Annotated in this window: 11 protein-coding genes; 8 read left to right on the top strand and 3 right to left on the bottom strand. The window is 64.8% G+C overall.

Features of this window, described 5'->3' with window-relative positions; genetic code table 11:
* Positions 1-149: 149 nt before the first annotated feature.
* The 4 genes from ACR3EK_RS18825 (at position 150) to ACR3EK_RS18810 (ending at position 5653) form a co-directional block, all read left to right on the top strand.
* Positions 150-1523: a WecB/TagA/CpsF family glycosyltransferase gene (locus ACR3EK_RS18825; RefSeq protein WP_480634236.1), complete on the top strand. Its 1374-nt coding sequence runs from the start codon at positions 150-152 to the stop codon at positions 1521-1523.
* 21 nt (positions 1524-1544) lie between these two features.
* Positions 1545-2432: a UTP--glucose-1-phosphate uridylyltransferase gene (locus ACR3EK_RS18820; RefSeq protein WP_170582740.1), complete on the top strand. Its 888-nt coding sequence runs from the start codon at positions 1545-1547 to the stop codon at positions 2430-2432.
* Positions 2433-2532: 100 nt separating this feature from the next.
* Positions 2533-3033 (top strand): putative pterin-binding protein, encoded by a 501-nt coding sequence (locus ACR3EK_RS18815; RefSeq protein ID WP_254429016.1) that lies wholly within the window; start codon positions 2533-2535, stop codon positions 3031-3033.
* A gap of 61 nt (positions 3034-3094) precedes the next feature.
* Positions 3095-5653, top strand: coding sequence for a hybrid sensor histidine kinase/response regulator (locus ACR3EK_RS18810; RefSeq protein ID WP_480634235.1), 2559 nt, complete (start codon positions 3095-3097; stop codon positions 5651-5653).
* Here the strand turns inward: ACR3EK_RS18810 and ACR3EK_RS18805 are convergent.
* The gene (locus tag ACR3EK_RS18805) at positions 5643-6872 is read right to left on the bottom strand and encodes a polysaccharide biosynthesis/export family protein (protein WP_480634234.1); all 1230 of its coding nucleotides are present in this window, start codon (positions 6870-6872) and stop codon (positions 5643-5645) included. The genes ACR3EK_RS18810 and ACR3EK_RS18805 overlap by 11 nt on opposite strands.
* A 195-nt stretch (positions 6873-7067) precedes the next feature.
* Here ACR3EK_RS18805 and ACR3EK_RS18800 point away from each other — a divergent pair, with 195 nt between their 5' ends.
* Genes ACR3EK_RS18800 through ACR3EK_RS18785 form a run of 4 tightly spaced genes read left to right on the top strand, consistent with a single transcriptional unit; the run spans position 7068 to position 11228 of the window.
* Positions 7068-8306: an oligosaccharide flippase family protein gene (locus ACR3EK_RS18800; protein ID WP_480634233.1), complete on the top strand. Its 1239-nt coding sequence runs from the start codon at positions 7068-7070 to the stop codon at positions 8304-8306.
* Positions 8303-9223: a glycosyltransferase family 2 protein gene (locus ACR3EK_RS18795; RefSeq protein ID WP_480634232.1), complete on the top strand. Its 921-nt coding sequence runs from the start codon at positions 8303-8305 to the stop codon at positions 9221-9223. The genes ACR3EK_RS18800 and ACR3EK_RS18795 overlap by 4 nt, the downstream gene beginning before the upstream one ends.
* 20 nt (positions 9224-9243) lie before the next feature.
* A complete protein-coding gene (locus ACR3EK_RS18790; protein ID WP_480634231.1) occupies positions 9244-10230 on the top strand; it encodes a glycosyltransferase family 2 protein in 987 nt (328 codons plus the stop codon).
* Positions 10231-10244: 14 nt separating this feature from the next.
* Positions 10245-11228, top strand: a complete 984-nt coding sequence (locus ACR3EK_RS18785; protein WP_480634230.1) for a glycosyltransferase family 4 protein — start codon at positions 10245-10247, stop codon at positions 11226-11228.
* A 17-nt stretch (positions 11229-11245) separates the two neighbouring features.
* Here ACR3EK_RS18785 and ACR3EK_RS18780 read toward each other — a convergent pair whose 3' ends face one another.
* Both ACR3EK_RS18780 and ACR3EK_RS18775 read right to left on the bottom strand, forming a co-directional pair.
* The gene (locus tag ACR3EK_RS18780) at positions 11246-11668 is read right to left on the bottom strand and encodes a GNAT family N-acetyltransferase (RefSeq protein ID WP_480634229.1); all 423 of its coding nucleotides are present in this window, start codon (positions 11666-11668) and stop codon (positions 11246-11248) included.
* Positions 11669-11712: 44 nt separating this feature from the next.
* Positions 11713-12990, bottom strand: a complete 1278-nt coding sequence (locus tag ACR3EK_RS18775; protein WP_480634228.1) for an amylo-alpha-1,6-glucosidase — start codon at positions 12988-12990, stop codon at positions 11713-11715.
* Positions 12991-12998 lie beyond the last annotated feature (8 nt).

Raw genomic sequence — 12998 nt, 5'->3', positions numbered from 1 at the left:
GAGCAACTGGCCCAATTTCCACGCGGTGCCGCATCCGGGCCGTGTCAGTCAGCCGATTTCTCCGCGTGCTCTCCCGATGCTCGTCTGTTGCGGTCCCGGCACAGCGGGCAGGTTCAGGGCAACAGTTCAGTTCATGTTCGGAGAGTTCCATGCACTTTCAAGCCGCTCACGCCCTTTTCGACGGCGCACACACCACGCCCGGCACCGCGCTGCCGATCACCGAAATCCTCGGGCAACCGGTGGTGAATGCAGAGTCCGGGCCGGTCATCACCACGCTTTTGGATGGTCACCGCCGGACCGTCTTTTTCCTGAACGCCCATTGCGCAAATGTCCGGGCAAAGAATGACCAATATCGAGCAGCCCTGACGCAAGCCGACCTCGTCCTGCCCGACGGGATCGGGGTCGAGCTTGCCGCCGCGATGCAGGGCGAACGCCTGGCCGAGAACCTGAACGGAACCGACATTGTCCCGCGCCTGGTCCGGCGCGCGGCCAAGCTGGGGCAGCCGGTCTATCTGCTGGGCGGAACGCCCGGCACCGCACAGGCCGCGGCAGCGCGCCTGCAAGACATGGCGCCCGGCCTGAGGATTGCCGGTTGCCGCGACGGGTTTGGGGGCATCGAACGGACGGACGAAGCCTTGGACGAGATCAACCAGTCCGGCGCAGACATCCTGCTGGTGGCCATGGGCGTTCCGTTGCAAGAACTGTGGATTGCGCGGCACCGCGCACGGCTGAACCCGAACCTGGTGCTGGGTGTCGGCGCGTTGTTCGACTTTCTGGCGGGCAACGTCCGGCGGGCGCCCGGGATCGTACGGCGGGTTCGGATGGAATGGGCGTGGCGGTTGGCGATGGAGCCACGCCGCATGGCCCGCCGCTATCTGATCGGAAATTTCGAATTTCTGGGACGGTGCGTCGCCCAGGCTCTTGGCGGGCTGACGCCCAGCCGTATTCTTGACCTGACCGTCGCGCTGGCGGCCATGACGGTTCTGGCCCTGCCGATGCTGGCCATTGCCGCCCTTGTCCGGCTGGACAGCCGCGGCCCGGCCCTGTTCCGGCAGACACGGGTGGGAAGGAACGGGGTGCCTTTCACCGTCTACAAGTTCCGCTCGATGACCACAGACGCCGAAGCGCAAAGGGCAAGCCTCCTGGCGCAGTCCGACCGCGCAGGCGTGTGCTTCAAGGCCCGTCACGATCCGCGTGTCACACGGGTGGGCAAGGTTCTGCGCCGCTTTTCGCTGGATGAGCTGCCGCAGATCCTCAACGTGTTGAAGGGCGACATGTCGATCGTCGGACCGCGGCCTGCCCTGCCCGAGGAGGTCGCCAAATACCCGCCCCGCGCGCTTGAACGCCTGGCCGTCCGCCCCGGGATCACCGGCCTCTGGCAGGTGTCGGGCCGGGCTGCCATCGACTTTGACCGGATGATCGACCTGGACACGGCCTATGTGCGGTCCCGCTCGGCCCTTCTGGATCTGATGCTGATTGCCATGACCGTGCGGGCCGTCGTGTCCGGCCGCGGCGCCTACTGAGAAAACCCAAGGAGAATTGATATGACCAAGATTCGCAAAGCCGTCTTTCCTGTCGCCGGACTGGGCACAAGGTTTCTACCCGCGACCAAGACCGTGGCCAAGGAAATGCTGCCCCTGATCGACCGCCCGCTGATCCAATATGCCGTCGACGAGGCGCGCGCGGCCGGGATTGAAGAATTCATCTTCATCACGTCACCCGAGAAAACCGCGCTCGAGGCCTATTTCGGGCGGAATACGGCGCTTGAACGCAAGTTGAAGGATGGTGGCAAGACCGAGCTGTTGAACAACCTGCGCTGCGCCGATCTGGAGGATGGCAAATACTGCTTTGTCCGGCAGGACGCGCCCCGTGGTTTGGGCCATGCGGTGTCGCTGGCGCGCGAGTGTGTGGGCAATGAGCCGTTTGCGGTGATCCTGCCCGATGACGTCATCGGCGCCCGACGCCCGGCCCTGTCACAGATGGTCCAAAGCTATTGTGACCAGAGCGGCCACATGGTTGCGACCCAATCCGTGCCGTCCGACAGGATCGGGTCCTACGGCGTCGTCGATATCGCTCTGCAGGCCGGGCGTGTGCAAAAGCTGCGCGGCCTGGTCGAAAAGCCCAGCCCCGAGCAGGCGCCGTCGAACTACGGCATCGTCGGGCGGTATATCCTGCAGCCGTCGATCTTTGATCGACTGGCCGGCCAGGCACCGGGTGCGGGAAATGAAATCCAGCTGACCGACGCCATCGCTGCGGATATCCAAACCGCTGGCTGCTCGGGCTACGCCTTTGCGGGTGAACGCTTCGACTGCGGGTCGGTCGCCGGATATCTTGAGGCCACCGCGGTCTTTGCCCTGCAGCGGTCAGAGCTGCGCGAAGGGTTTGAGCGGATCATGGCACAGCGCATGGGCCACCTGCGCCCGGCTGCGTAACGGCGGGCACCTATCCGTTTGGATAGGTGCTTATCCCGATGCCCGACTGTTGCCCGGTCACGCTTTCTGATCTTGTGCAGTTGGACACTAGGAGAATGAAATGCGGATTTTACTTGCAGCCCTGGCAATGATTCTGACCTTGGGCCAGGCACAGGCCCAGGATCTGGCCGAACCCACCGGAGACGTGGTTCTGACGATCACCGGCAACCTGACCCAGTCCGGAGCTGAGGATGGTGCGCGGTTCGACATGGACATGTTGAAATCCTTGCCCGCGCGGACTTTTGCGACCTCGACGATCTGGACTGAAGGTGAGAACACCTTTGTCGGCGTACCGTTGTCGGTGGTGTTACAAGCAGTCGGTGCCGATGGAAGCATGATCCGCGCCACGGCGATCAACGACTATGCGGTCGAAATCCCCATGGACTCGGTCACCGAAAGCGACCCGATTGTGGCCTATGAGATGGACGGCGCCGAGATGTCGCGCCGGCAGAAGGGCCCGCTGTGGATCGTCTACCCCTATGACAGCGACCCGAAATACCAGACCGAGGTGACCTATTCGCGCAGCATCTGGCAACTCGATCGTCTTGAGGTCGTTAAATAGCTTGCAACCGGAATGAGTGCAGTAATGAGTAAAGCGCAGTGAACAATCGATGAGGCTCGGATTGAGCGATACCGATACGCAGGTTTTGCGCCGCCGATGGGTCTTCGGGCTCATCGGCTTCGGCGTTTTGTTGGGTCTGGTCGCGGTGGCGTGGTTGTCGGCGCAGGTGTTTACCGATTTCAACGACCGGCGAGCGGCGCCTTCGGACAATGTCCAATGGACGCTGTCGCAGGTCGAGGTCGACTATCTGTCGTACCTGAACGCTCTGGAAACCGCGTCGGCGGCGCAGGACGCGCAAAATGGCACGTTGGATCTGGTGCGCCGGCGGTTCGATCTGTTTTACAGCCGTGTCGATACACTGGCCCAATCACGCGTATTCCAGCCGTTGCGTCAGGATGACCGGTTCCGCCTGCCGTTGGAGCGGGTGACCCGGCACCTGAACGCCGCGATCCCCTTGATCGACGCGCCGGATGCGGAGCTGTCCGAAAAACTGGACGATCTGAAACGCGCCGCCCTTGAGATCGGTCCGCATGTCCGCACGTTGGCCGTTTCGGGCATCTCGTATTTTGCCACCGAGTCGGACCAGCAGCGCATCCAGACGGCGGCAAACCTGCTGCGGTTGGCGATTCTGTCGGGGGCCTTGCTTCTGACCCTGGGCGCCGTCAGCGCCTATCTTCTGGTAGTCAACCGACGCGCCACGCGGCGTGGCCGGGCCCTGCGGCAGGCGAATGAACGGATGAACACGATACTCTCCACCTCGTTGGACGGGGTGATCGTGGTCGATGCCAAGGGCGACGTGATCGAGTTCAACCCAGCCGCCGAGGCAATATTCGGCTATGCGGCGGATCAGGCTCGGGGGCGCTCGATCGGTGGCCTGATCGTGCCGCCGCATCTGCGTGAGGCACATCGCGCCGGCATGGTGCGCATGCAGTCTGGCGGGGAACGTCATGTCGTCGGCAAAGGCCGTGTCCAGTTGGAGGCGATGCGCGCGAATGGCGAGCAGTTCCCGGTCGAACTGGCGCTGCAGTCGGCCCGGGCGGGCGATCAGGAAATCGTCATCGGCTTTGTCCGCGACATCTCGCAGCAGGTGGCGGCGCAGCAGGAACTGATCCATGCCCGCGACCAGGCCCTTGCCGGCGAAAAGGCCAAGGCCGATTTCCTGACCGTGATGAGCCACGAGATCCGCACGCCGCTGAACGGGCTGCTGGGCAACCTCACGCTGCTAAAAAACACCCGCACAACCCGGGAACAGGCGCGGTTTGTCGAGAATATGGAAATCTCGGGTCAGATCCTCCTTAACCACGTCGACACCGTTCTGGACATCGCCCGGTTCGAGGCCGGGAAACTGTCGGTGGCGTTGCAGCCCTCGAACCTGAACGACATCCTGCAAGAGATTGTGGACGGTCAAAGCGGCAACGCTGCCTCGCGTGGGAACTCCATCTCGTGGCAATGGGTGGGCGAGACGCGTCCCTGCGTTGCCGCCGATGCCCAAAGGTTGCGGCAGATTCTTCTGAATCTTGTGGGCAATGCCATCAAGTTCACCGAAAACGGCCGGATCTCGATCGAGGTCGAAGTAACCGAGCCTGGCGCCTCTGCCGGTGCCAACATCTTTGAATTCCGCATCATCGACACGGGTATCGGTATCGGCCCGGATGAGGTCGACGTCATCTTTGATGATTTTCACACCAGCGATCCAAGCATCGGTCGGGCCACCGGGGGCACCGGTCTGGGCCTGGGCATCGCACGTCGGTTTGCTGAGGCCATGGGCGGAGAGATCGGCGTTGAAAGCACGCCCGGCGAGGGCAGCGTGTTCTGGGTTCGTCTGCCGCTGCAGGACGCGGAATTGGACGCCAACGTAGACAGAGACCAGCCAAAGGTTCAGCACGCCCAGCCGTTGGACGTGCTGGTGGTTGAAGACAACGAGATCAACCGCGAAGTGATCTGTAACATGCTGAAACTGGACGGTCACCGGGTGACGGTTGCCGAGAACGGCCAACTGGGCGTGGACGCGGCGGCTGCGCATCGGTTCGACGTGATCCTGATGGATATCAGCATGCCGGTCATGGACGGCCCGACGGCCACGCGCCACATCCGCAGCGGGGGCGGGCCTTCGGCGGAGATACCGATCATTGCCGTTTCGGCCAACGTGCTGCCTGATGCGGTCGACGCGTTCCGCGCCGCCGGTATGACAGCCTTTGTCGGCAAGCCGATTGCCCTGGATGCCTTGCGCAAGGTCTTGTCGGTGGCCACCGGCCCCGGAGCTTCGACCCGGTCCGAGGACGAAACGGATCATATCGGAGATCTGCGCGCCAACCTCGGCGCCGACGTCTTTGACCGGTTGCTTGGTAAGTACCTGTCCGAAGGGGATGCCGTAGTCGCGCAGCTTGCCGGGCTGGACGGGGGTGAAGCCGATCTGGACCAGATCGCGCAGCAGTGTCACAGGCTGGCGGGAAGCGCGGCGACCTTTGGTGCGATGGGGTTCCGTGATGCGCTGATCGCGCTCGAGATGGCCGCAAAATCCGCAGACCGTCGGCAGGTCGCCCATCTGTTGAACGGTCTGCCCGTGATTTGGGAGCGGGCAAAGGCTGCCCTGCCCGCCCCCGGTGCGATCAAGGGATAAGCAGTGCAGCGGCCCCGACGATGCCCAGCGACCGGGCGATTTCAGTCACTCCGGTGACCTTGCTGTCATAGCAGGCCACGGCATCACCCGGCAGAACATAGGGATCGAAGTCGTCGCGGTCTCCGCGCCGCAGCAGCTTTTCGATATTGCGCTCGATGACGACCGAGGACCCGGTCACGGGGTTGCGCGTGAACAGCACTGCACTGCGGTTGGCGTTTGTCGTCTTCGACCCGCCGACGCAGTTGCTGTCGACCACGGCCTGCAGGAAACGGGTGCCATAAGGCACTTCACGCACGTCGCGCCCGATGGCGGATTCGGCATTGCCCGCAGCGGGTTGGGTCAGGTTCGACATATACAGTGTCACGCCGGGCGGGCTGATCGGGCTGGGGCGCATCAGCGCGTCCTGGAAACACCCACGGCTGTTGACTACGATCTGGTCGCCGGTCAGCAGCATGATGTCGGTCGGGTCCGATCCTTCGAACACACCGCGCAGATCCATGCGATAGATGCGCCCCTGGCGGTGCAGCACGACCGCTGACAGGTCGGCATCCGGCCGCACCCCGCCCGCGGCCCGCAGCGCCACCGACAGGTTGCGCCCCTCGGTCGAGGCCCCCAGCGCGCCCTGGCGCCGACGGTCGAGGGAATCGCCCGGAACGCCACCGATCTCGACCGAGTGCGGCTCGAACACCGCGCCACGCACACCCACGGTCACCGAGGCGAAATCGCTGACCCGCACGGTTACGCGGGGTTCGGTGTCATAGAACTGGGCCGCAACCAGAACGCGGGCCACCTCTTGTTCGACCTGCTCGGTGGTGCGGCCCTGGGCGCGCACGGGCGGCAGGTAGGGCAGCTTGAGGTCTCCGTCACGCGAAACGACATAAGCGTCGCTCAGCAGGTCGTCCCCCTCGATGGTGATCTGGACCATGTCGTTTCGCGACAGTTTCTCGCCCAGCAAGGGGCTGAGCGCCGGTTGCGCCCATTTCGCATAGGCATTTGCGCCCTGTTCGCCGGCCTGCGGCATGCAGGTCTGGACGTTCATCGCGGCAGCCTGCAGCAATGGCGTATCGCCCCGCCGACGTCCGGGTTCGCGGTATTGCGCCTGATAGCTTTCGCCGCGTGATACGGCTTCGATGTTGCGCGGGGTCTGCATGCTGCTGCACCCCAGCAGGGTCGAGGCGCTGACGGCCGTAATAAGGAAGGTCTTGAAATTCATGGTCATTTTCATCTCCTGATCTTTCACAGAAGATAAACCGCGCCGCGCGCCCTGCGTCAGCCCGGCATCGGGATGGCGGTTTGTCTCATTCGGATAGGTCCCTCTCCGAACGGTCCCCTGCCCCGTCCGACCGCGTCCGGGACACAGGCCTATGCCACCCGTAAAACGTAACCAACAACTGTTTTTCGGGGTTACGGCGTCATGACGCACAGCTTTGCACAATCCGGTTTTCTGCGGCACCTGTTGGCCTACACCGCCTCTGAAGTGGTGGCGAAGGCGTCGCGCCTGGTCGTCGTGGTGGCCGTTGCCCGTACCCTCAGCCCCGAAGCGATCGGTCTGGCCGCAGCGGCTCTGGCGGCGGGCGACATCCTCAAGGCGCTGACCGAGAATGGGGTGAACCAGCGTATCATTCAGGCCCCGTCCGACGAGCTGGCACAGCGGTGCAACACGGCGCACCGCATCTTCTGGGTCTGGTGCGCGGGGCTGTGCCTGCTGCAACTGGCGGTCGCGGCGGTGCTATTCGTCATTGGCCATACGATGCTGGCGATGCTGATGGTGGTGCTGGCCGGCGAATACCTGTTCATGCCGGCGGGCCTGGTTCAGGCCGCACTGGCAATGCGCGAGGGCAAGCTGCAGCAGACCGCCGCGATCGCCGGCGGGCAAGTCGTGGGGGCCAATGCTCTGACGGCGCTGCTGGCGGTGGTCTGGGCCTCGCCTCTGGCGCTGGTCCTTCCGCGTCTTCTGACTGCACCTGTCTGGCTGGTGCTGATGCGCCGCCTGCGTCGGTGGTCGCCTGATCGCCGGGCCGGGTTCGCAGCCTTGAAACCTTTCGTGGTCTACGGCTGGGCTGTTCTGGGCGTCGAACTGGTCAAGGTTCTGCGCCTGCAGGCAGACAAGCTGGTGGTGGGGGCCATGATGGGCGCCGAGGCGCTTGGCATCTATTTCATGGCCTTCAATGCGGGGCTCGGGCTGGCCACTTCTTTCACGCAAGCCTTCTCGGTTGTTCTGTTCCCGCATCTGTGCGCGGCCGAAGACAAGCATGGAGCGCTGCGCCACGGGCTGGGCCTGTCGCTGCTGATCCTGACGCCGCTGGTTCTGCTGCAGGCGGCGCTGGCCCCGGTCTATGTGCCGCTGCTGCTAGGACAGGGCTGGGCCGAGATCGCCTCAGTGGTGTCGGTTCTTTGCCTTGCGGCCCTGCCGACGGTGATCTGGTCGGCGGTCGCCGGTTGGCTGCGGTCGGAAAACCGCCCCGTCACCGAATTGCGGGTCAGCACGGTGCTGGCCGTGGGCCTGATCGCAAATACCGCCCTGATGGCGCCGCTCGGCCTGATGCCCGTCGCCGTCGGGTATGTCTGCACCTGCAGCGCCATCATGCTGGCCGCATCCTGGACGCTGCTGCCGCGGGGTTCTGCAATTACTCAGGAGGCACGCGCCCAATGACCCGGTTTTCCATCATCGTGCCCTTCCACAATGACGCGGCAACCATTGCCGCCACCCTGAACAGCCTGCTGGGGCAGAGCTTTTCGGATTTCGAACTCATCTGCGTGGGCGACAAGCCCTCGCGCCAGACGACCGAAGTTGTCCGGCAATTTTGCGCGCGGGACGCCCGGGTGCGGGTTGAGACCAACCCCAATCGCGGCCCCAGCTCTGCACGCAACCATGGTGCGGCAGTGGCCACCGGCGACATCCTGGCGTTCTGCGATGCGGATGACCTGTGGGTCACGGACAAGCTGGCCCACCTGGACCGGGTGTTTGCAGATACCGGCATTGATGCGGCCTTTGGCCAGATCGGGTTCTTTTCCGAAACCCCCGGCGATTGTCCGACGCGCTCGACGGTTCCCACCGATCCCCTGACCATTCTGGACCTGCTGGCGGAAAATGCGGTGTGCACGATGTCGAACCTTGCAGTGCGCCGCCAGGTGTTCGCTGCCGTCGGCGGGTTGAGCCCGGCAGCGGTCCACAACGAAGATCTCGAGCTGCTGATCCGCTTGGCGGGCGAAGGCCACGTGATCACCGGGGTTGATCGCCTGCAGGTCTGGTACCGGACCAGCGGCAGCGGTCTGTCTTCGGACCTCGAGGCGATGCGGGCCGGGCGCGCACGGGCGGTTGCAACGGCGGCCCGCTACGGCGTTGCGCCGTCGCCCGCGTCCGAGGCGATCTATTTGCGGTATCTGGCCCGGCGCGCGCTGCGTCTGGGCGCGGAACCGTCGATGGCCCGCGCCTATGCCCGCGCCGGACTGGCGCTGAGCGCGCGCAGCTTTCTCAACCCAATCCGCCGCGGTGTACCCACTGCACTTGGCGCGGCACTGGCCCCCGCCCTGCCCCGCCCGATCCGTCAAGCGCTGTTTGCCCGCTGATCCCAACCAGGAGACCCAAAATGCCCCAGGCATCCATCATCGTTCCCGCCTACAACACCGCCGCGACCCTGGCCGAGACTCTGGCCTCGCTTCTGTCGCAGACCCATGATGATTTCGAAATCATCATCGTGGATGACGGCTCGCAGGACGAAACACCCGCCATTGCCCGCGCCCATGCGACCGACCCAAAAGTGCGGGTGATCCGGCAGGAAAACCGCGGCCTCGCCGGGGCGCGCAATACCGGCATCGCGGCCGCGCGGGGAGAGTTCGTTGGCTTTTGCGACGCCGACGATCTGTGGCTGCCCGAAAAGCTGGCCACCCATGTGCGCCACCTGCAGGCCGAACCCGACGTTGCGATCAGCTATTCCGGCAGTGCCATGGTCGACGAGGGTGGTCGGTTGATGCGCGTCCGCCAGTCGCCGCGCCTGCGGGACGTGACGGCGGCACATGTCCTGAAACGCAACCCGATCGGCAATGGATCAGCAGCGGTGATGCGCAAATCCGCCTTGCTCGATCTGGCCTACCGACCGGCGTTCGAAACCAAGCGCGACTGGGTCTTTGACGAAACCTTTCGTCAGTCCGAGGACATCGAATGCTGGCTGCGGCTGATGCTGACGACGGATTGGCAAATCGGAGGCGTACCGGGGTTGCTGACCCGCTACCGGATCCATGCGACCGGCCTGTCGGCGGCCTTGGACCGGCAGTTGCAGGCGTGGGAGCGGATGGTTGACAAGCTGCGTCCGCTGAACCCCGAATTCTTTGCCCGGCACGAGGCGGCGGCGCGCGCCTATCAGCTGCGCTATCTTGCCCGCCGCGCGGTCAGCAATCTGGATGCGCACAAGGCCTGGGAGCTTGCGCAGCGGTCGGTTTCAACCAGCGCCCTGCCCGTGATCGAACAACCCGCCAAAACGTTGACCACCATCATCGCGGCCGCAGCCCTGCGCGCGGTCGGGCCAGCGCCTGTTGTTCAAGCCGGTCGCCTCATGCGCCGCCAGACTTCCATCTGAACCGAGGTTTCCAAATGTCCAAGATCACCGTTCTTCACCTTGTTGATGACACCACGGCCGGTGGGGTCATGCGTATGCTCGACCATCTTGCGCAGCTGCCCGAACTGGCCGACGAAGTCCACCAAGAGGTTCGCCCGGTCAAGCGGACCGCCTTCAGCTGGGGCAGTTTCGACGCCGATGTCATCGTGTGCCACATCGCCCCCGGCTGGCGTTGCCTGCCGGCGTTCTCGGCCCTGCGGGCGATGCATCCCACCACGCGGCTGGTGCATGTCGAACACAGCTATACCCGGTCTTTCACCGCCTTGAATGTGCCGCACAAGCGGCGGTTCTTTGCGATGCTGCGCGTGACCTATTCGTTGTTCGATCAGGTCATCGCCGTCAGCAAGGCGCAGGCCGGCTGGATGGCCGAACGTCGGTTGGCCCCGGCATCCAAACTGAGCGTGATCTCGCCGCAGGTTGACCTGAGCGCAGTTGCGCGCGCAGCCGGGCCGGTCGAGGCGGCCCGGGTCATCGGTGCGATCGGACGGCTCGAGCCGCAGAAAGGCTTCGATCTGCTGATCGAAGGATTTCGCATGTGCCCCAACCCCGATGCACGGCTTGTGATCTTCGGCGAAGGCAGCCAGCGCGACCGCCTTGCAGCCTTGGCCGCAGGTGACCGGCGGATCGAGTTTCGGGGCCACGCCGACGACCCGGCCGAAGCCTATGGGGCCGTTGATGTGGTGGCGATGCCCTCGCGGTGGGAGGCCTACGGGTTGGTGGCGGATGAGGCGCGCGCGGCGCGGCGTCCGGTCATCGTCAGCATGGTCGACGGTCTGCGTGACCGGATCGGGGCAAGCGGCGTGATCCCGTGCGGGTCCGATCCCAAGGCGTGGCGCAAGTCGATCGAGGCGGTTCTGGCGGGTACGCCTCCGGTGGTTCCCTCCCTTGTGCCCAAGGCTGACAGATCCCGCTATGCACAGCGGTGGCAGCAGGTGTTCGACCCGGCCAAACGGTTGTGAGGGCGGCGTGCCCAAGGCTACGGCAAGGGGCGCCACAAGAACCAGCGGCAATGTCCGGGCGGGCTTTGCGTGGGCGTGTTGGCCAGGCGACCAAAGGGCTCGAAGCCCAAAGCCTGATAGAACCGCGCGGCGGCCGGGTTGGATGTGTCCAGCCACGCAGAGTGACACCCGCGCCGGCGCGCCTCGGCAAAGGCGTGGTCCAGCAACTGCCGGCCCAAACCGCGGCGTCGATGGGCCGGGTCGATCCATAAGGTCTTGATCAGCAGCCACCCATAGGAGGTGGCGCCATGCAGACCGCCCACCCGGCCCCCGCCGTCCTGCGCAATCAGCGTGACGCTGTCATTGACTCCTTGGGGCGCAGTGGCCCGCAATTCCGCAAGAAGGGCTTGCTCGACCCAGTCCGCTTGCCCGGGGGCGGAAACAATGGACGGTCCCGCCATCGGTCAGTCCGGTATCCATTGGGCGGGGACCGGTGCAGCGCCGTTCATGCCGGGGTGGTTTCCGCGTTCAGGATCTCGATCACCATCGCGGCCGTCCAGGTAAAGCTGCTGCCGCCGCAGGGTTCGGCAGTGACTGGGTCGTAATACTCGGCAAAGCCGCTTTGCTCGATCAGGCGCAGGCTGTCGTCGACGATCCGCTGCACGATCCGGGTCTGGCCCGCGCGTTTCAGACCATCGGCGATCATGTAGTTCACGATCAGCCAGACCGGCCCGCGCCAGTACCTTAGTCCGTCGAATTCAGGGGCCGCCGGGTCGTGGCTGGGCACCAGATACGGGACTGCGGCTCCGATGGCGTCCAACCGCTGGGCGATGGCCTGCGCGCGGTGCTCGGGGATGGGACAGAACGCCGCCAACAAGCCGCCGATCGAGGGGCTGTCGATCAGCGCCCCGGTGGCCCGATCAAAGCACAGATATTGCCCGCGGGTCTCGCTCCACAGGGCGTCCATCGCCGCGATGCCCGCCTGGGCAAAGGCGCGCGAAGCGCTGGCGATCTCGGCCTCGCCCAAGTCGTCGGCCAGCGCAGCAAGGTCAAGGCACGAGCGGATCAGGATCGCGTTGAATCCCGGGTCCACGACCCGGAACGGCGAGGCATCATGCAGCTTGGAATTGTCCCAACCAAGGTCGCGGAAATGTTGCACCAGCCAGATATAGCGGCGGTATTCTTCGTCGGTCGGCCTGTGCGCCGGGTTGGCATGGGTTACGTCGCGACGCTGGAACGGGGCCACGCCCTCGGTCGGGACCCGGGCCAGCGCTGCGTCCCAATCGACCGAGTTGTCGCGCCCCGATTCCCACGGGTGGATGATGGCGACCAGACCGGTGCCCTGCGGGTCGCGGTTGGTATAGAACCATTGGTGCCAGGCGTGGATCTTGGGCAGCAGGGCGCGGGCCTGCGCATCGGCCAGCGCCCGGTTTTTGGCCCGCGCATGGATCCGCCGCACGGCGAACCCGGCCACCGCCGGCTGCGTGATGCCCGAGGTGGGAACCGCGCGGCCCGTGGCCCAGACATCCGGCCCTGGGAAATAGCCGTCATTCATCTCGTGGAAGATGATATGCGGCACCATGCCATCATCCCACTGATGCCGGAACAAGGTCTCGATCTCGCGCCAGGCGCGGGCCTCGTCGAAATGCGAGAACCCAAGGGCGCTGAGCGCGCTGTCCCAGTTCCACTGGAACGGGTAGAGGCCGTGGGTGGGCACCGTGTAGTCGCCCCGGTCGTTTCGGGCCAGAACGGCGCGGGCCTGTTCGATCAGATCCTGTTTCATTGCGCGCT

The sequence above is a fragment of the Ruegeria sp. BC8 genome (assembly GCF_056535705.1).
Note: the sequence above shows the minus strand (reverse complement) of the source record. Positions and strands in the feature narration are given on the sequence as shown.